Annotated in this window: 17 protein-coding genes; 9 read left to right on the forward strand and 8 right to left on the reverse strand. The window is 59.8% G+C overall.

Annotated features, from left to right (window positions below; all coding sequences use genetic code 11):
• Nucleotides 1-78 precede the first annotated feature (78 nt).
• The 4 genes from FY152_23110 (at nt 79) to FY152_23125 (ending at nt 4,143) form a co-directional block, all read left to right on the forward strand.
• Nucleotides 79-1,056 carry a TRAP transporter substrate-binding protein gene (locus FY152_23110; GenBank protein UXS34982.1) on the forward strand — a complete coding sequence of 326 codons (978 nt, stop codon included), beginning with the start codon at nt 79-81 and terminating at the stop codon, nt 1,054-1,056.
• Between the two features lie 79 nt (nt 1,057-1,135).
• Nucleotides 1,136-1,657, forward strand: coding sequence for a TRAP transporter small permease (locus FY152_23115; GenBank protein ID UXS34983.1), 522 nt, complete (start codon nt 1,136-1,138; stop codon nt 1,655-1,657).
• Nucleotides 1,658-2,938 (forward strand): TRAP transporter large permease, encoded by a 1,281-nt coding sequence (locus tag FY152_23120; GenBank protein ID UXS34984.1) that lies wholly within the window; start codon nt 1,658-1,660, stop codon nt 2,936-2,938.
• Between the two features lie 110 nt (nt 2,939-3,048).
• Nucleotides 3,049-4,143 carry a di-trans,poly-cis-decaprenylcistransferase gene (locus FY152_23125; GenBank protein UXS34985.1) on the forward strand — a complete coding sequence of 365 codons (1,095 nt, stop codon included), beginning with the start codon at nt 3,049-3,051 and terminating at the stop codon, nt 4,141-4,143.
• Between the two features lie 215 nt (nt 4,144-4,358).
• Here FY152_23125 and FY152_23130 read toward each other — a convergent pair whose 3' ends face one another.
• From FY152_23130 to FY152_23150, 5 genes are all read right to left on the reverse strand, one after another.
• Nucleotides 4,359-6,797, reverse strand: coding sequence for a TonB-dependent receptor (locus FY152_23130; GenBank protein UXS35166.1), 2,439 nt, complete (start codon nt 6,795-6,797; stop codon nt 4,359-4,361).
• A 148-nt stretch (nt 6,798-6,945) separates the two neighbouring features.
• The gene (locus FY152_23135; protein UXS34986.1) at nt 6,946-7,896 is read right to left on the reverse strand and encodes a DUF4880 domain-containing protein; all 951 of its coding nucleotides are present in this window, start codon (nt 7,894-7,896) and stop codon (nt 6,946-6,948) included.
• Nucleotides 7,893-8,417 (reverse strand): RNA polymerase sigma factor, encoded by a 525-nt coding sequence (locus FY152_23140; GenBank protein ID UXS34987.1) that lies wholly within the window; start codon nt 8,415-8,417, stop codon nt 7,893-7,895. The genes FY152_23135 and FY152_23140 overlap by 4 nt, the downstream gene beginning before the upstream one ends.
• A gap of 143 nt (nt 8,418-8,560) precedes the next feature.
• Entirely contained in the window at nt 8,561-9,826 is a 1,266-nt protein-coding gene (locus tag FY152_23145) for a HAMP domain-containing protein (GenBank protein ID UXS34988.1), read from the reverse strand.
• The gene (locus FY152_23150; GenBank protein UXS35167.1) at nt 9,823-10,584 is read right to left on the reverse strand and encodes a response regulator transcription factor; all 762 of its coding nucleotides are present in this window, start codon (nt 10,582-10,584) and stop codon (nt 9,823-9,825) included. The genes FY152_23145 and FY152_23150 overlap by 4 nt, the downstream gene beginning before the upstream one ends.
• A gap of 173 nt (nt 10,585-10,757) precedes the next feature.
• Here FY152_23150 and FY152_23155 point away from each other — a divergent pair, with 173 nt between their 5' ends.
• From FY152_23155 to macB, 4 genes are all read left to right on the forward strand, one after another.
• Nucleotides 10,758-11,348 (forward strand): hypothetical protein, encoded by a 591-nt coding sequence (locus tag FY152_23155; GenBank protein UXS34989.1) that lies wholly within the window; start codon nt 10,758-10,760, stop codon nt 11,346-11,348.
• A 127-nt stretch (nt 11,349-11,475) separates the two neighbouring features.
• Nucleotides 11,476-11,721 (forward strand): hypothetical protein, encoded by a 246-nt coding sequence (locus FY152_23160; GenBank protein ID UXS34990.1) that lies wholly within the window; start codon nt 11,476-11,478, stop codon nt 11,719-11,721.
• Nucleotide 11,722: 1 nt separating this feature from the next.
• On the forward strand, nt 11,723-12,946 hold the full coding sequence (locus FY152_23165; GenBank protein UXS34991.1) for an efflux RND transporter periplasmic adaptor subunit: 1,224 nt from the start codon (nt 11,723-11,725) through the stop codon (nt 12,944-12,946).
• Between the two features lie 3 nt (nt 12,947-12,949).
• Nucleotides 12,950-14,908, forward strand: a complete 1,959-nt coding sequence (macB, locus tag FY152_23170) for a MacB family efflux pump subunit (GenBank protein ID UXS34992.1) — start codon at nt 12,950-12,952, stop codon at nt 14,906-14,908.
• 16 nt (nt 14,909-14,924) lie between these two features.
• Here macB and FY152_23175 read toward each other — a convergent pair whose 3' ends face one another.
• Nucleotides 14,925-15,161, reverse strand: a complete 237-nt coding sequence (locus FY152_23175) for an acyl carrier protein (protein UXS34993.1) — start codon at nt 15,159-15,161, stop codon at nt 14,925-14,927.
• 311 nt (nt 15,162-15,472) lie between these two features.
• On the opposite strand from FY152_23175, the gene FY152_23180 reads away from it, so the two are divergent.
• Complete coding sequence (locus FY152_23180) at nt 15,473-16,570, forward strand: acyltransferase (protein ID UXS34994.1); 1,098 nt, start codon at nt 15,473-15,475, stop codon at nt 16,568-16,570.
• A 279-nt stretch (nt 16,571-16,849) separates the two neighbouring features.
• Here FY152_23180 and FY152_23185 read toward each other — a convergent pair whose 3' ends face one another.
• Nucleotides 16,850-17,158: a hypothetical protein gene (locus tag FY152_23185; protein UXS34995.1), complete on the reverse strand. Its 309-nt coding sequence runs from the start codon at nt 17,156-17,158 to the stop codon at nt 16,850-16,852.
• Nucleotides 17,159-17,170: 12 nt separating this feature from the next.
• Nucleotides 17,171-17,413, reverse strand: coding sequence for a hypothetical protein (locus FY152_23190; GenBank protein ID UXS35168.1), 243 nt, complete (start codon nt 17,411-17,413; stop codon nt 17,171-17,173).
• Nucleotides 17,414-18,186 lie beyond the last annotated feature (773 nt).

An 18,186-nucleotide genomic window follows, 5' to 3' on the forward strand; every position in this document is an offset into this window, starting at 1 on the left:
TGCCGGCCCGGATGGGCGTGAAAATTCGGTCCTATAGCCTGGAGGGGCTGGACCGTTGTTACAACGGAGGAGGAAGACATGAAAAAGATTGCAAGCATGATGTGCGTCGCGATGGGGATCGCGCTCGCGGGCGTTTCCGCCAAGGCGCAGGAAATCACCCTGCGTTCTGCAGACATCCATCCCGACGGTTATCCGACGGTCGAAGCCGTGAAATATATGGGCGAGCTCCTGTCTGAGCGGTCCAATGGCCGCATCAAGATACAGGTCATGAACAATTCGGTTCTCGGCGGTGAGAAAGACACCATCGAGCAGACCCGTTTCGGCGTCATTGACATGAATCGCGTCAATGCCGCGCCCTTCAACAATCTGGTGAAGGAAACCACCGTCCTCGGCCTGCCTTTCCTGTTCCGTTCGACGGAGCACATGCACAATACCGTTGACGGCCCGATCGGCGACGAGGTTCTCGCGGCCTTTGAACCGCACGGCCTTGTCGGTCTTGCCTTTTATGATTCCGGCGCGCGTTCCTTCTACACCACCAAAAAGCCCATCGAAAAACTGGCTGATCTTAAGGGCCTGAAAATCCGTGTGCAGCAATCGGATCTGTGGATTTCGATGATGCAGGCCTTCGGCGCCAACCCGACGCCGATGCCGATGGGCGAGGTTTATTCCTCGCTTGAAACCGGCGTTGTCGACGGTGCGGAAAACAACTGGCCGTCTTACGAATCCGCCCGCCATTACGAAGTCGCGAAAAACTACTCCCTGACGGAGCATTCGCTGAACCCGGAAATCCTCGTCATTTCCAAGGTCTCCTATGACAAGCTCTCGCCGGAAGACCAGAAGCTGCTGCGTCAGGCGGCCAAGGATTCCGTTGGCAAGATGCGCGAACTCTGGAGCGCCCGCGAAAAGGCCTCGGAAGAAAAGGTGCGCGCCGGTGGCGTCAACGTCATCAAGGTCAACAAGGAGGAGTTCGCGGCGGCGATGGGTCCGGTCTACGACAAGTTCGTGACCGATCCGAAGATGAAGGACCTTCTGGAACGGGTCAAAGCGGTGAAGTGACATTGAGGGAAACCGGCTCTGGCAACAGGGCCGGTTTTCTTTTGCAGCCGTCTTGTTTGAAGGAGGAGGAGGAAGGCAAATGCGAAACTTCATGCGGGCGGTTCGCCCATTTCTCGGCGCACTCAGCCATGCGTCGCTCTATATTGCCGGTATCGGCATGGTCGCCATGACGCTTATCGTCGGCTGGCAGGTCTTTGCCCGTTATATCCTGAATGATTCACCCAGCTGGTCGGAACCGCTGTCGCTTCACCTCATGTCATGGTTCATCATGCTGGGGGCCGCAGTCGGTGTGCGGGAGAGCGTGCATCTGGGGCTGGATATTCTGCGTTACTTGATGCCGCCGCGCATACAGAAGGGAATGGACCTGACCAGCCTTGCCCTGATCTTTTTCTTCGGTGTCGGCATGGCCTGGTACGGAACATCGCTTTCCATCGGGACATGGACGGCAACGGTCCCGGTTCTCGGCTGGCCGGGCGGCACGGATTTCTTCCCGCTCGTGGGGGGTGGTTTCCTCATTGCGCTGTTTGCGGCCGAACGTTTTGTCGATCTCGCCATCGGCGAGGAGATCGCGGCGGATATTCTCGTGCAGGAGGCCGCGTAAATGGCTTACACCATCCTCTTCGGTGTCTTCACCCTTCTGATGCTGATCGGCACGCCGATCGCCTTCTGCCTTGGCATCGCTTCTTTCGTTACCGTGCTTTATCTCGGCCTGCCGCCCATCGTGGTGTTCCAGCAGATGAATTCCGGCATGAACGTGTTTGCGATGATGGCGATCCCGTTTTTCATCTTCGCCGGTGACCTGATGGTGCGCGGCGGTATCGCCCATCGACTCATCCGTTTCGCGGCCGGTCTTGTCGGCCATCTGCGCGGCGGTCTCGGGCAGGTCAATATCGTCGCCTCGACGCTGTTCGGCGGTATTTCCGGTTCGGCTGTGGCGGATGCATCCGCCGTCGGCGGGTTGATGATCCCGCAAATGGCCAAGCGCGGTTATGACAGGGACTATGCCGTCAATGTCACCGTCAATGCCGCCATCATCGCACTGATGATCCCGCCATCGCACAATATGATCCTTTATTCGATCGCGGCGGGCGGCAATGTCTCGGTGGCCGATCTCTTCACCGCCGGCATCATTCCGGGCCTCCTGCTTGCCGCAGCCCTGATGGTCACCGCCTATATCGTTGCGCGGCGCAAGGGTTATCCCTCCGAGCCATTCCCCGGCTTTTCCAAGCTGATGTATTACCTTCTGGCGTCGTTCCCCGGCATCCTGCTGATCGGCATCATCTTCGGCGGCGTGCGTTCGGGCATCTTCACCGCAACGGAAAGCTCCTGCATCGCCGTTCTCTATGCCTTCCTCGTCGCCATGCTGGTCTATCGCGAACTCAACTGGAGCGGTTTCGTGGAAGCGGTGATGGGAGCGGTGCGGACGACGGCCATGGTTTTGCTTGTCATCGGCACGGCGGCATCCTTCGGCTGGCTGATGGCGTTCCTGCAGGTGCAGACGCTGATGATCGCGACAATCAGCGCGATTTCGGACAATCCGATCATCGTGCTGCTGGTCATCAACGTCATTCTGCTGCTGCTCGGCACCTTCATGGACATGGCGCCGATGGTCATCATTTCAACGCCGGTGCTTTTGCCTGTCGTGAAGGCCTTCGGCATCGACCCGGTGCATTTCGGCGTCGTCATGATCCTCAATGCCGGTATCGGTCTCAACACGCCACCGGTCGGAACGGTGCTCTTTGTCGGATGCGCGGTCGGCGGCATATCGATCAGGGAAGCGATGCGGACGATCTGGCCGTTCTTTGGAGCAAGCATCGCGGTGCTGCTTGCCGTGACCTATATCCCGTCACTTTCGCTTTGGTTGCCGTCGCTCTTCCGGTGAGTGCAACGGGATCTTCAAAAACAGGCCTCGCCATTCCGGCGGGGCCATGATGCATGGGGTCCGGCGCAGGCAGACCCATTTCATCTGTCAGAAATTTATTGAGAAAACCCATGAAAGCCACTGATTATTTTGACCAATTCTCCATTCTCTATAAGCCCTACAAGGGCGGTAGCTGGTGTTATGAGGATGGATGTGTCTATCGGGGGCTACAGCTCTTATTCGAGGCCAGTGGCGATGAGCGCTGGCGTCACCACCTCCATCGGCTGGCCGACGCCCAGATATCGGCGGATGGAACGCTCACCGGCTACAAACCGTCAGAATATAATATCGATCATATTCTGGCCGGCCGCATTCTCTTTCCCCTTGCCGCGGAAACGGGTGACGCGCGTTACCTTGCCGCGGCGGATCATCTGGCGGGCCAACTCCGCACCCATCCGCGCATTGCTGCCGGCAATTATTGGCACAAGCAGCGTTATCCGCATCAGGTCTGGCTGGACGGGCTTTATATGGGGCTGCCCTTCCAGATCGAATATGCGCAGGCGACGGGTCGCACCGAGCTGATCGACGATGCCCTGCGGCAGTTTTCATCCGCACTTTCGCTCACCGCAGATGCCCGCGGGCTTTACGTCCATGGTTATGACGAGAGCCGCAGCCAGCGCTGGGCTGACCCCTCGACCGGCCAGTCGCCCGCCATCTGGGCGCGTGCCGTCGGCTGGCTTGCCATGGCGCTGGTCGATGCATTGGTCATTCTGCCCGAGGATGGCGCGACAGCACCGCTTCGCGAGCGTGCACGTCTGCTTCTGGCCGGCATTGTTGCGCGGCAGACGGAAGCCGGTCTCTGGATGCAGGTGCTCGACAATTCAACCCTTGCCGGAAATTACGAGGAAACCTCCGCGTCGGCCATGTTCGCCTACGCTCTGCTGCGTGCTGCCCGGCTGGGACTTTTGCAGGGCGAGGAGGCCGATGCCGCCGTTTCGGCGGGCCGCCGCGCGCTTAAGGCGCTGCTGGAGACGCGGCTCAAGGTGGACGAAGAGGGCATCACCCGCCTTACCGGCATCGTCCACGTCGCGGGGCTCGGCGGCTTCGAGGGCAAATATCGCGACGGCTCGCCGGGATATTATCTGACCGAGCCGGTGGTGTCCGATGATGCCAAGGGTGTGGGGCCGCTGATGATGGCCTATGCCGAGGGGCTTCTTCTGAGATGATAGTGGGGTGAGGGCCTAAGCGGTCTCCACTGAGTAGTGCAAAGCCCTAGTCACTCTCGACGTCATCCTCGGGCTTGACCCGAGGATCTACTGTCGCCCGATCAATGGATCCTTGGGTCAAGCCCGAGGATGACAGAGGGTGAGGGCAGGTTTGGATGCCCTTTATCGATGTTCGGGACAGAAAGCTCCGCCCCGCTGACTCAGTCATCTTCCGCTCAGAACTTGCGGCTGATCGACAGCTTGAAATTGCGCCCCGGCATGGCGGCAATGCGGTCGCTGAGATAGGGGAAGTAATATTTGTCGAACAGGTTGTCGACCGAGGCGTGCACTTCCAGCCCTGCCATCAAGCCTTCCTTCGGCGTCCAGTCGACGGCAATGCCGTGGACGGCGTAGCCGGGGCTTTCGGGTCGGGCATAGGTGGCGCCGCCCTGGTTGGCGGGCGTATTTTCCTGCGCGGCGACAAATTGTCCGTTCCAGCTCAGCGCCAGATCCCAGTCAGGCAGCTTGTAACCCAGCTGGAGATTGGCGGTGAACGGGGAAAGATCGTTCGCATAGGTATCTGGACCATAGACATTGTTGATGGCGCCGTTACGCGAGCCGTTCATCCAGGAAAGGCCGAGATTTCCAAAGATGTGGTCGGAATCGTAGCTTGCCGAAACGTCGAGGCCGTAAATCTTGTAGGAAGGGGTATTCCAGTAAAACGGCACGTTCTTGACACCGGCAAGGTTGGCGGTGCCGAAGCGGCGCGTGATGGGATTGGTGACATTGTTATAAAAGCCGCCGATCGAGGCCGTCAGGCTGTCGCCTTTCAGGAACACCTCGTCGAATTGCTGCGAGACGCCGACGTTGAAATTGTTGTTGCGCTCCACTTTCAGATTGCGCGACGTTCCCGATGCCGTGGTTGCCAGGCTTTGGCTTGAATAAAGCTCGTCGATAACGGGCGCGCGCATGGCATAAGCCCAGTCGGCGAAAAAGGTGGTGCCCGGAACCGCTTCCCAGCGCATGCTGAGCGCCGGCGTCGCGCCGCTATGGGAGACGGCGGAATAATCGTGCCCGGCTGCCGGAGTGTTAAAGCGCGGCGCCGCATTTGGAACGCCCTCGGAGCGGACATGGTCGAACCTGATGCCGGGTGTCACCTTGAAGGTGTCCGTCAGGCTGATTTCGTCCCGGAAAAAGGCCGATATGGTTTCCTGCGTGCCTTCCGGTTTGATCCATGATGCATAGTAGCCATAATTATATTGCGCACTGGTGCGGTTGGCGATGTCGTACATCCACGAGTCCCGGTCGTGGCGCATATATTGCACGCCATAATTGGCGACGTGGGACAATCCGCCCAGTTCGAAATTGGAGGTGTTCTCCGCTTCCAGCTTGAAGTCGGTATATTTCGTATCGTCCTGCATGCCGCCCAGCGATCCGCTGGGCACGAAACCCGGAATGGTCGGGCGGGTCATGTCGAGGCTGGTGGCGGAGAAGCTCGCCATCGCCTTGAAATTCACGAGATCGCTGTCGCCATCATAGGAATATTTCAGCGTCGAGGAGAAGTCCTCCATGTCACGCCAGGCAAGCGCCCTGAGCCGCGCCAGATCGTAACCATAGGTCTTGATGGTGTAGGCGGTGAGACCCAGATCGCCGCGATTGGCGGCAAGCGGGCCGTAATCGGCGGATTTGCCGTAGATGACTGAGGCGCGCAGCTCGTGGCCGTCATAGGCAGCGCCGGCATTGGCGGAAAAGGAGGTGATCTTGTCGTTTGAGGCGTCATAGACCTGTCCGCCGCCGACGCGCACATTGTCGCTCTTGCGCCAGATCACCGAGGCAAGCCCGTCATAGGTCACGGGGCCGCCGAAATCCGATTTGCCGTAAATGGCCGCCGATCCGAGCTGCTGCCTGTTGGCCGACTGATAGCTCGTCTTGCCCCAGGCGCCGAAGGTCTGTCCCGGTTTCAGCATGTCGGAGGCCGTCTTGCTTTCCATGATGACGGTGCCGCCGAAACCACCATTGCCATAACGAACGGATGTCGCGCCTTTCTGGATTTCCACGCGTTTGAGAAGTTCCGGATCGATGAAGACCGTGCCCTGATCGTAGCGCTCGAAGTTCTTCGGGGCGCCGTCGAGCAGAAGTCGCACGTCGGACTGGCGGGCGAAGCCGCGAATGGCGGTGGATTGGCCCTGCAATCGCACGCCGCCGCTGGAACTCACACCGGGCGTTTTCTGGAGAAGTTGCGGCAGGGAGGTGGCTTGCGCCGCCTCGATGGTAGCCTGATCGATCTCGACAACGCTAGGCGCGTCGCCGTTGAACACACGTCCACCCTTGAGCGTGATCGGCTCGAGAAGTGTCCCGTCGCCGTTTCCGGCCGTTGTGGCCGCCCGGCTCGCCATTTCCATCCGGACGGTTTTTTCACCGATGAACTGATAACGGATGCCGGTTCCGGAAAGCAGTCGCTCCAGCGCCTCAGCCGGGGTCATGGTGCCCGAAACAGGGGCGCTTTTGAGGCCCCTTGCAACGGAAGCGTCATAGACCATCTGCAGGCCGGACTGGCTGGCGAGACGATTGAGCGCGGTCGCCATATTGCCGGCGGGCAGATTGATCGCGATCCTCTGCGTTTGCTGTGCCAGAGCCGATACGGGAATGGCTGCCACCGCTGCACTCGCAAGCAAAACGGACAATAGCGAAATGCGGGTCCTGTGGCGGAAAGTCGGTTCTGGTCTTGTCATGGCGGGCACCTCTCCGGGGCAGCAAATAGTGTTCTGCTCCACGAACGAACGGCCCTTCGTTTCAGGGACACCCTCACCAAAAAAAATTCATTCAATAAAGAACCGTCAGATAGGGACCGGCCCTGACGGCGCCGATTTCAAGGGCGGCAGCCAGATCGGCGAGAGCGGCGCTCGGATTGGAAAGATCGAAATTGCCCGACAGCCGTTTTTTCCGAAGGCTCTCCCGGGTCACGACGATGCGGCCGGGGAGATAACGCTCAAAGGTTTCCACCACCTCGGCAAGCGGCTTGTCCTCGAAGATGAAGCGGCCGTTGCGCCAGGCGGCGATGGAGGCGGGATCGACGGTCTCGATGCTGCCCATCTTGCCGTCGGAGGCATAATCCACGCGCTGGTTTTCATTCAGCCGGCCGCTCTGGCCTCGCTTGCCTGTCTCCACGGAGACGCTGTGTTCCAGCACCGTCACGCTCGTCGCCTCGCTGCGCATATCCACGTCGAAGGCGGTGCCGAGCGCAGTGGTCGTGCCGCCCGCCGCCTCGACTGAAAAGGGCCTCGCCGCATCGGGCGCGACTTCAATGAAGATTTCCCCGCGCAGCAGCAAGACGCGCCGCTCCTTTGCGGAGAAACGCAGCGCGATGGCGGAATGTGCGTTCAGGGTAATGGTCGAACCGTCCGGCGTGGTGACGACCTGCCGTTCCGCCGTGCCGGACATATGGTCGGCACGCAGACGCATGGGCATATCCGCCAGATAAAAGCCGGCAAGCAGCGAGACGCCGGCAATTGCCGCTGCTGCCGCCTTGCCTTTGCCGCCGCCGCGCTTGCGTGTCGCCTTCATCAGAAACGCCTGGTCGCCCGCGAGAAGAGCACCGGCGTCGCCCATCAGACATCGGACACGCTCATAGGCCTTTGCATGCTTCTCATCCGCAGCCAGCCAGGCGTCGAGATCCGCCGCAAGTGCCGCGTCGTCCGGTCTTTCACGCTTATGCAGAAACCAGTCGACAGCTTCCTCGCGCAGCATGGAGGCGTTTTTTGCAAGCCCGGTCACAGCGTTTCCTCCAGGCATTCCAGGCAATGGAGATAGGCTTTGCGAAGATGGCGGTCGACCATGTTCTTGCTGATGCCGCTTCTCTCGGCGATCTCGAGCGAATTCAGATTTCCGATGCTGCTGGCAAGAAAGACCTGCCGGCGCTGCAACGACATGCCCATCACGGCGCGTCGCAATACCTTCAGCCGATGCTCCCTGTCGGCGAGGCTGTCCGCATCGCTGACGGGTTGCGGAGCGGCAAGCGCTTCCTCCATGCTGCCGGAAAACAGCCTGCGCTCGAATTGTTCGCGACGAAGGCGATCAATGCCGAGATTGGCGCAGGCGCGGATCAGGAAGGCGCGGATGAGCGAGGTATTTTCGGGAAGCCGGGGTTTACCGGTCAAGCGCAGATAAAGATCGTGGACGATCTCCTGCGAGATGGCGGTGGTGTGCCCACGCCGGTTCATGGCCTTGCACAACTCGTCATAATAGAGCTGTACGGCATCATCGATGAGTGCGCGTGACGTGGGCTTGCTCCACATGCGGCGGGTTCCCGGTCGGAAGGATTGAGCGATCCCGGGCTCAATAGGTGAAAAATCACCCGAAGGCAAGAAACATGACTAATTTTATCATGTATTTTGCCGTCAATAAAAGCGCTATGGCCGGTGCATGGTGCCGGCCTTTATCAGGTGGCCGCTCTGGCGAAGATCACCGTCTGGATCAGGCCCTGTTTCTTGTGATTTGCGATGGTGATCGTGCCGCCGAAACGCTCGATGATTTCCTTGGCAATGGCAAGGCCCAGCCCGACGCCGGGGATCGATTTGCGCCGCGCGAGGTCCACCCGGAAGAAGGGTTCGAAAACCCGGCCGATCAGCTCCTGCGGAATGCCGGGGCCTTCATCACGGATCGTCACGACGATCTCGTTTTCATCTTCGGTCAGGTCAATATGTGCCTTTTTCCCATGGGTGACGGCGTTGAGCACGAGGTTGCGCAAGGCCCTTTTGAGCGCGAGCGGCGCAGCCTTGATCGTCATGGCCGTCTCCGGCGCGGTAAAGTCAAGCGCACCGGCATGGCCGAGATCGGAAAGGTCCCTGACGATTTCGCCAAGCAGCGCGCCGATATCGATTGTCTGGACGGTATCCTGGTTCACCTCCTCGCGCACCAGCATGATGGCGCTGTCGGCGATAGCGTCCAGTTCTTCCAGGTCCGCCAGCCATTTGGCCCGCTCCTCGTCGCTTTCGATGAATTCTGCCCTCAGCCGCATGCGGGTCATCGGCGTTCTGAGATCATGGCCGGCGGCGGCGACAAGGCGCATCCGGCTTTCCATCGCCGCCTTCAGGCGCGTGGCGAGTTCGTTCAGCGCCCGTGCCGTGGCGCGGATTTCGCCCGGTCCTGTTTCCGGCAGGCGTGGCAACGAACCATCCGGCCCGATGCTGGCCGCCGCATTTTCCAGCATGTCGAGCGGCCGGGTAATCTTGCTGGCGGCAAAGATCGAAACCGCAGCACTGCCGAGAATGATGAGACCAATCCACATGCCGAAGACCTTCCAGCCGCCGGGTGGCGGACCAATATGTGGAATTTCCGCGACCAGCCATCCGCCTTTTTCAAGCGCGATGGCCGCGACCGGCGCGGGGTTTCCCGGCATGCGAACGACGATTGCGGCGCGGGGTTCTCCGACACGGGTGAGCGCCTTTTCCAGAAACTCCGAAAGCATGCCGTCCGGGTCACCTGTCGGCGGCCGTTGTTCGATGCGAAAATAGCCGGGTTGTTGCAGGGTCGGGTCGCGCTCGGCCATCGTCACGGCAAAGGCAAGACTGCGCGCCAGGGGCTCGATGGTGGCGTCGGGCGGCGGCGGCCGCAATGTCCGGTCGGCCACCACGGTCGCAAGTGCGATGACCGCAATAATGGAGGCAATCAGGAGGGCCGCGATGCGGTTGCGGAGCGAGTTCATCGCTGCACCGGCAGGGTTCTGACCTGCACCGTCATCTGGTAACCGCCATTGCGCACCGTCTTGAAGATCGGGGTGTCAGTGTCGGCGTCCAGCTTTTTGCGCAACCGGCTCATCAGCACGTCGATGGAGCGGTCGAAAGGTCCCCGGTCCTTGCCCTGCGTCAGGTCCAGAAGCTGGTCGCGGGAGAGAAGCCGGCCGGGCCTGTCCAGAAAGACTTTCAGCAGATCGAATTCCGCTCCGGTCAGCTCGATCTTCCCGCCGCCGGCACGGATGACGGAGCGCTGCTCCGGATCGGCGGTAAACTGCGCAAAACCATAGGCGGGAGATGCGGTGCGCGGAGCCTCCTGCGGTGTCGCACGGCGCAGCACCGCCTTGATGCGCGCTGTCAGTTCGCGTGGGTTGAAGGGTTTACCGAGATAGTCGTCGGCGCCGATTTCCAGCCCGACGATCCGGTCCACATCTTCCTTGAGCGCGGTCAAAAGAATGACCGGCGTGCGCGGTCGGCGTCCCTGCAGGTCGCGGCAGATATCGAGGCCCGAGCCATCCGGCAACATCACGTCGAGCACGATGAGATCGGGATCGGAGCTTGCGATCTTTTCCTCGAATTCGCGCCTGTCGGCGGCCATAGAGACGCGAAATCCCTGCGAGCCGAGATATTTCGCCAGCAATGTGCGTATTTCCGGATCGTCATCAACGATCAATACATGTGTAACCGAAACCGTCGTCATATCGTCCAACCTTTTGATGCCACTATACATAAGCGGCGCAGGGACGCGGCGGTTTTTTTGCAACGAAAGCTTTCTGGGGCCGGTCTGGCAACATTCGGTTACAAATAGGCCCGCTGCGGAAGACGATCAGAAACATTCGGACCAAAGCCGGAAACCCGGCGCTCCTATCGTCCTTTCATGTTGGAAAACGGAAGGAAGGTAAGATGAGAAACTCGCTACTGGCCACCGCCGTCATCGCGACAGCAATTCTGGGTGGTTCCGCTGCCTCGCAGGCCGAGGAGCAGAATGCGCCGGCACCACAGGCAGCCGGGCAGGCCACGCCGCCCGCCGGCGCTGATCTCGGCCCCGATCGCGCGCCGCCGCCCCATATCGGTAGAATGCCGCGGCCTGGTGTTCTGGGACTGGCAACGAAACTTTCGGCAGCCGAAATCTATCTCGGGGTCACGCCGGAACAGCTCGGCCCGTGGCGGGCCTATGCCACGGCGCTGATCGATCTCGTTTCGCCCGGTGCGGATCGCAATCCGCCACCGCCGCAGGGTGCGGAACCGCGTCTTGCCGGCGAGGAACTGGCCGGCATCATGGTGAAGAAGGCTGAGCAGGCGAAGGCATTGCAGGATGCGGTGGCTGCGCTGAAGCCGAAACTTTCACCGCAGCAGGTGCTGAAACTGGCCGAACTCGAGCGCGCCTTGATGCCACCACCTCCGCCTCCGCACCATGGGCCCGGGCAGGACGGTCGTTTCGGACCGCCGCAAGGCGGCAGAATGCCGCCGGTTCCGCAGGCAGAGCGGGGCTGACGCCACCATTCGCAGTTTCCTCCTTTAATCTGCCCCCCAGTAGAGGAGGAAATCAGCCGGCAACGGCTGTAGCCGGGGGATCGCACGCCTGCGATCCCCCGCGTGATTTTCAAGCGGGAAGACGATGATGAGATATTTCTATGTGGTGCTGGCAACGGTCTTCGGCCTGAGCTTCGTCTGGTCGGTCGCCCTGGCCAAAGAACGGGCGGTGGAAACGCCGACGGTGAAATCGCGGCAGGAGGAAAAGCGGCAACATTCCGTCTGCAAGATGGAACAGCGTGAGAAGACGGGCTCCAGGCTTCTTCGTAACACCTGCCGCAAGGATGCCGTGGAAAAGCCGCTGGCGCCCATAACCGGCCGGACAGGACGTTAAAATGAAAACGGCTCGGAAGGCAGGCGTTTTGCTGGCGATTACGGCCCTGGCTGCAGGCGGGTTCTGGCTGTCCTCGCAATATACGCGTGCGGCCACGCCCGGCTACATCACCGCTCCGGTGACACGCGGGGATATAGAGCAGACGGTTCTGGCAACCGGAACGCTGAAGCCCGTTCGGCTCGTCGCCGTCGGCGCGCAGGCTTCCGGCCGCATTACCGCGGTCAGGGTCGCGCTGGGAGACACGGTCAAGGCGGGCGATCTCGTCGCCGAGATCGATTCCGTCACCCAGACGAACAGCCTGCGGACCGCGCAGGCGGCGCTTGCCAATGTGAAGGCGCAGCGGGTGGAGAAACAGGCAACCCTTGTTCTCAACCGCCAGAGCCTTGCCCGCCAGCAGGAAATGGTTTCCAAGAATGCCGCCTCCCGCGCCGATTTCGAAAGCGCCACCGCGGCACTCGCCGTCACCGAGGCGCAGATACAATCCATCGACGCCCAGATCGAGGAGGCGCAGGTCGCGGTTGAAACCGCCGAGGCCAATCTTGGCTATACGAAGATCACCGCGCCCATCGAAGGCACGGTTCTTTCGATCGTCAGCCAGGAGGGGCAGACCGTCAATGCCACGCAATCCGCACCGACCATCGTGATCCTTGGCCAGCTGGACCGGATGACGGTGCGTACGGAGATTTCCGAAGCGGATGTGACGCGGGTGAAGCCGGATCTTCCGGTCTATTTCACGGTGCTCGGCGAGCCGCAGCAGCGTTACGATGCGACGCTTTCCTCGATAGAGCCGGCGCCTGAATCGGTGCGCAGCGATTCCAGCTTCAGTTCCTCGACCTCCTCCACATCGACCACATCGTCTTCCAGCACCTCATCGTCGGAGGCGATCTATTATAATGGCGTGTTCGAGGTGCCCAATCCGGAAGGCAAGCTGCGCACCTACATGACGGCGGAGGTTCATATCCTTCTCGGTGAAGCGAAGGACGTTCTGACAGTTCCCGCCGCAGCCCTCGGTAACGTGGACGCAAACGGCGATTATTCGGTGCGCGTGGTGGCTGCGGATAGCAGGATTTCCGAGCGCAAGGTCAAGGTCGGACTGAACAACAAGGTTACGGCTGAAATTCGCTCCGGCCTTGCCGAGAACGAGCGCGTTGTGACCGGCGAGCGTTCCGCCGACATCGCCACGAACGCCATGCCGGGGCCCGGCGGGCCGCCGATGGGGCTTTGAACCATGGCTGATCCCTTGATCACTCTCAAATCCGTGCGGCGGGACTATCCCTCCGGTGAAGGCACGATCAGCGTGCTGAAGAACATCGACCTCACCATCGAGGCCGGCGAGATGGTGGCGATCGTCGGCGCGTCCGGTTCCGGCAAGTCGACGCTGATGAATATTCTCGGCTGCCTCGACCGGCCGACCTCGGGAAGCTACAGCATCAGGGGCCGGGAAACGGCGCATCTCGATGCCGATGAATTGTCGGCGCTCCGACGCGAAAATCTCGGCTTCATCTTCCAGCGTTACCATCTGCTGGCCGAATTGACAGCGCTCGGCAATGTCGAGATACCGGCGATCTATGCCGGCAAGTCGCAGGGTGAGCGCAGGAGCAATGCCGCAAGGCTGCTCGGCCGCCTTGGCATGGCGGAACGCCTCGATCACCGTCCCGGCCAGCTTTCCGGTGGCCAGCAGCAGCGTGTCTCCATCGCCCGCGCCCTCATGAACGATGCCGAGGTCATCCTTGCCGATGAGCCGACCGGCGCGCTCGACAGCGCGAGCGGCGACGAGGTGCTGCGCATTCTCGACGAGCTGCATGCCGAAGGCCGCACCGTCATCATCGTCACCCATGACATGTCGATTGCCAGACGCGCGGGGCGGATCATCGAAATAAGCGACGGCGCCATCGTTTCGGACCGGAAGGCGGATGCATTGGCGATATTGCCGGAGGAGGCTAGATCCGCCGCCGTTTCCGGCCGGGCTTCAAGTTTATCTGGCGTCGTTTCCTCGCTGCGGGAAGCCTTGCTCATGGCGCTTCTGTCGATGCGGGCGCACAAGCTGCGCACTTTCCTGACCATGCTCGGCATCATCATCGGCATCGCCTCGGTCATCAGCGTCGTGGCGCTGGGGCAGGGGTCGCAGCAGCGCGTGCTGCAGAATATTTCAAGCCTCGGCACCAACACGCTTGAAATCTTCGCGGGCAAGGATTTCGGCGACATCAGGTCGGGCAAGATCACCACGCTGGTCGTCTCCGATGCCGATGCGCTCGCCAAGCAATCCTATGTCGCGGCGGTTACGCCGACGGTGTCGACCTCCAGCACGGTGCGTTTCGGTGCGAAGGAAGCGAATGCGCTCGTCAACGGTGTCAGCGAGCGTTATTTCGTCGCCAAGGGCACCAAGCTGTCGCAGGGCCGCTTCTTCGACGCGGCAAGCGTCGCGCAGAAGGCGCAGGAGGTGGTGATCGACGAAAATACCCGCAAATCGCTGTTTGCGGATTTCAGCGGCAGTCCCGTTGGCCAGGTCATCCTCATCGGCAAGGTGCCGGCCCGCATCGTGGGCGTTACACAGGCGCAGCAGGGCGGTTTCGGTTCAAGCCAGAACCTGTCGCTGTATCTGCCCTATACCGCCGTCCAGTCGCGTTTCCTCGGCAGCCTGTCGCTGCGCAGCATCACCGTGCAGGTGAGCGACGATACCGATGCCGCCATTGCCGAACAGGCGGTGACCGCGCTCCTGACCCAGCGGCACGGCACGCGGGATTTCTACATTCTTAATACCGATGATATTCGCCAGACGATTACCAGCACCACGCAGACCCTGACGCTCCTGATCGCGGCGATTGCGGTGATTTCGCTTCTGGTGGGCGGCATCGGGGTGATGAACATCATGCTCGTTTCCGTCTCCGAGCGCGTGTCGGAAATTGGCGTGCGCATGGCGGTGGGCGCGCGGCGCGCCGATATTCTGCGGCAGTTCCTGATCGAGGCGGTGCTGGTCTGCATCATCGGCGGCACTCTCGGAGTGCTGAGCAGTCTCGGTTTCGGCCTGCTCTTTTCCGCCTTCAGCGGCAATTTCGCAATGGTCTATTCCACGACGCCCATTGTTGCCGCCTTCGTCTGTTCGACGCTGATCGGCGTTGTTTTCGGTTACCTGCCGGCGCGCAACGCCTCTAAACTCGATCCCGTTGCGGCACTGTCGGCGGGGTAATGCCCGCCGCTTTCCTTCACGCCTTGTTTTTTTCGATGAAGCGGATGGCGTCGCCGACTGTCAGGATCGTATTGGCGGCGGAATCGGGAATTTCCACGCCGAATTCTTCCTCAATTTCCATGACGACCTGAACGACTTCGAGGGAATCGGCACCGAGATCGTCAGCAAAATTGGCCTCTTCGACAACCGTGGCGGGATCTGCACCCAGCTGGTCGACGATGATTTTTTTGATACGGTCTGCGATGGTGGACATGGTGGGACTCCGCGAAAGTTGCTTGCCGCCGAACTACCCGATTCCTATTTGCGCCGAAGTTTCCCGCAAAAACCGAAGCCGGTTTTCCAATGGGCGTGGTGCATAGAGTCATAAGGTCAAAACATCGATGACATCCGGACGTAGCACGCCTTTGGCAGCGGCGAAAGAGCGTCGGATATCGGTAAATGCCCTGTCTAAATATGGGGCGTTTGGCGCGTTGACCAGTTTGTGACTGGAAGCGATGAACCGCTGCGGGTTAAAGCTCGTTTTCGTGGAAGAATATTGTTCAGTCCCGTCGAGCATCAACGCCAATGGCCCACTCATCCCCGGAACGCTTCATATTGCTGGATGGCATCAGGGGTGTGGCTGCCCTCTTCATCGTGCATCGCCATGCCGAGGCATTGTTCGGGAAAAGCACGGCGTCGAGTTATCTTGCGGTGGACCTGTTCTTCGCACTCAGCGGTTTCGTGCTGGCGCATGCCTATAGCATGAAACTGCGCGAGCGGACGATAACGCCCGGCTTTTTCATGAAGGCGCGCCTTGCCCGGCTCTACCCGCTCTATGGGCTGGCCCTGGCCCTGATGGCGGCCTATTTCATCTGTCTTTATATTCTGGGCCTGCCGACGCCGATCGACGATCTTCATCGCCTTATTGATCCCGGCGAATTGGCCTTCGCTCTGGTCACGGGGCTGCTGTTTCTTCCCGCACCCTTCACGCTGACACTGAACGGGGCATTGTTTCTCGTCAGCCCGGCATGGTCGCTATTCAACGAGCTGGTGGTGAATGCGGTTTATGCCCGTTGGGGTATCAGGGCGACGACGAAACAGACAATCATGATACTGGCCTTGAGCGCCATTGTGCTTACGGTCGCGGCGGCCGAATTCGGCCGGCTGCATGCGGGTTTTCGCTGGAACGAAATGTATGCCGGCATGGGACGGGTGTTCTTTTCGTTTTTTGCAGGTGTGCTGATTTACCGGTTTCGCAATCGCTTGCCGGAATTGAAACCAATCCGGGCCGTGCTTTGCCTTGCGCTGGTCTGCGTCGTCCTCGCTGTCCCGGTCTCGCGTGAGCTGCGGCCGTTTTTCGATCTCACGATCGTTCTGTTCGTCTGGCCGCTACTGTTGTTCGTGGCCAGCAAGACGGTTCCGGGCCGTTGGACCGGCGTGCTGTCAGGATTTCTCGGAACGGCGTCCTATGCGGTTTATGTGCTGCATATTCCGCTTCTGGCCTGGACGGAATTTCTGGTCCCGGGTGTCCACGGCGAAAATATCGCCTTGCCAGCCGGTATCGTTTTCCTGATCGCAACCACGTTTCTCTCATGGTACCTGACGGTCCATTACGATCAGCCGCTCCAGAAATGGTTGAAGACACGCCTGAAAAAGCGCGCCGAGATCAGGCAGCCAGTGTAGCGGTAAGTGGCGAAGCTCAATAATGGGCGAAGATCGGAGCCGTCAGGACAAAGGCCGCGACGAGGCTGATGATCGTCAGTTTTGCGGCGCGCATGCGGCGCATTCTACGGCCGCTCCAGTCATACGTCATACTCACCCTCCACGCAGACGCAACCCCCGGGACATGATGTCCTGTCGATTTAGTGTCTCCTGATATATCCAATTTGCCAAGCCGTTATTTTCATCGGTGATTTTGATGGTTATTAAATCTGGTGGACTGGGCTAATTGTCGGCGGAGCCTCAGGGGAAAAGCCGAATGAGTTGATTATCTTTCAGTTTCAGTCGGCTGCCCTCGTCAGAGGAGATGCAGCTTTCAATGTTTCGGCGCAAATCTTCGGGAACAACAGGGCCTCCGGCCTTCAACAGCTTATCGCCCATCGAAAAGAGAATGCCGAACTGGGCTTCGCATTCTGATGAGGTCATCAGCTGCGGCAGCGCCGAAACAACGTTCGGCGCAACAATTTTATCGGTATCGTACAGGGTGACGAGATACCATGTCAGGAACAGCCCAAGCCAAAGGCCGGTGCTGACCATGATGTATTCACGCATCTGTGGTCTCCCTTAATGCCGGTAAAGCAGTGGGAGGCCCTGGATTGCATAACGGGGGAGCGGTTTCCATGGTTTGATCCGGTCGTGCTTCTGGATGCCGAACAGGAAACGCATTTCTTTCGTCAGTTCCACAGGATCGGTCAGGCCGTCCTGATACAATTCGATTATCTTGCGGGCTGCCCTGGTGTGAAGTTTCTCGTCATTATCCTCGTCACGGCAATTGAAGCCGACATTTTCGAGGACCGATTGAAGCATTTTGAGATCCTGAGAAGAGATCAGGCAGCTATGGGATGCGGAAGACATTGAATCCTCCTTTCTTGTGAGATCAGAAAAGCCGGAGCGTCGCGCGTTCCTTTAAAAGGCTGCACGGGGACGCTCCAACATTTTGAAACGATGCCGGCACGGTTCGTGACCGATGCCGGTTTTCGGGCCGATGCCTTCGGCGTGCCCTGATAAATTACAAGGGCGGCCGGTCCATCGAAAGCATGTGTAAAACGGGCCTGGAAGCGGCAATCAGCCTCAAGACGGCAACGCCCTTTAAAATTGCCGCCAATAAAAGGTGCGCTCTTTGCACGGAATACGCAAGTTAATTCCGTCGTCAGCGGTGGTATTGAGCAGGTTTCGGTACGGCCTTTAAAGACAACAAAAAAGGCCGGGGCAATATTGCACCGACCTTCCTCATATCGCTCTTAACACCAGTGCCAGTACATCCGTGGTCAAAAGTCCAGAGCGACTAAAACAACTGCGAACGACAATTTCATTTGCGCTCACCAGCAGCTGCTACATTCTTTATATAGACGGGCAATGTGGCCAAAACAAGTCCGTATACGAGGAGATGTTTCGTCGCCGGCACCTGTCAGCGACCGGCTTCGACCTTGCCCTATTTCTTTTTGCCATCCGCTGTCGTGGCGTTTGCGAACTTGACCTGCGAACCCGCTGGCGCTGCTGCTGCGGCCTTGGTCTTGTCCTTCTTCGGCTTGCGGATTTCCTTGTTGCTGCGTACTTGACCCTTGGCCATGGTGTCCTCC

The organism is Agrobacterium tumefaciens, assembly GCA_025560025.1.
GTDB lineage: Bacteria > Pseudomonadota > Alphaproteobacteria > Rhizobiales > Rhizobiaceae > Agrobacterium.

Coding starts and splice junctions, on each gene's coding strand:
- FY152_23110 (UXS34982.1), top strand. CDS start 79: ATGAAAAAGATTGCAAGCATGATGTGCGTCGCGATGGGGATCGCGCTC.
- FY152_23115 (UXS34983.1), top strand. CDS start 1,136: ATGCGAAACTTCATGCGGGCGGTTCGCCCATTTCTCGGCGCACTCAGC.
- FY152_23120 (UXS34984.1), top strand. CDS start 1,658: ATGGCTTACACCATCCTCTTCGGTGTCTTCACCCTTCTGATGCTGATC.
- FY152_23125 (UXS34985.1), top strand. CDS start 3,049: ATGAAAGCCACTGATTATTTTGACCAATTCTCCATTCTCTATAAGCCC.
- FY152_23140 (UXS34987.1), bottom strand. CDS start 8,417: ATGTGGAGCAAGCCCACGTCACGCGCACTCATCGATGATGCCGTACAG.
- FY152_23145 (UXS34988.1), bottom strand. CDS start 9,826: ATGAACTCGCTCCGCAACCGCATCGCGGCCCTCCTGATTGCCTCCATT.
- FY152_23150 (UXS35167.1), bottom strand. CDS start 10,584: ATGTATAGTGGCATCAAAAGGTTGGACGATATGACGACGGTTTCGGTT.
- FY152_23155 (UXS34989.1), top strand. CDS start 10,758: ATGAGAAACTCGCTACTGGCCACCGCCGTCATCGCGACAGCAATTCTG.
- FY152_23160 (UXS34990.1), top strand. CDS start 11,476: ATGAGATATTTCTATGTGGTGCTGGCAACGGTCTTCGGCCTGAGCTTC.
- FY152_23165 (UXS34991.1), top strand. CDS start 11,723: ATGAAAACGGCTCGGAAGGCAGGCGTTTTGCTGGCGATTACGGCCCTG.
- macB (UXS34992.1), top strand. CDS start 12,950: ATGGCTGATCCCTTGATCACTCTCAAATCCGTGCGGCGGGACTATCCC.
- FY152_23175 (UXS34993.1), bottom strand. CDS start 15,161: ATGTCCACCATCGCAGACCGTATCAAAAAAATCATCGTCGACCAGCTG.
- FY152_23180 (UXS34994.1), top strand. CDS start 15,473: ATGGCCCACTCATCCCCGGAACGCTTCATATTGCTGGATGGCATCAGG.
- FY152_23185 (UXS34995.1), bottom strand. CDS start 17,158: ATGCGTGAATACATCATGGTCAGCACCGGCCTTTGGCTTGGGCTGTTC.
- FY152_23190 (UXS35168.1), bottom strand. CDS start 17,413: ATGCTTCAATCGGTCCTCGAAAATGTCGGCTTCAATTGCCGTGACGAG.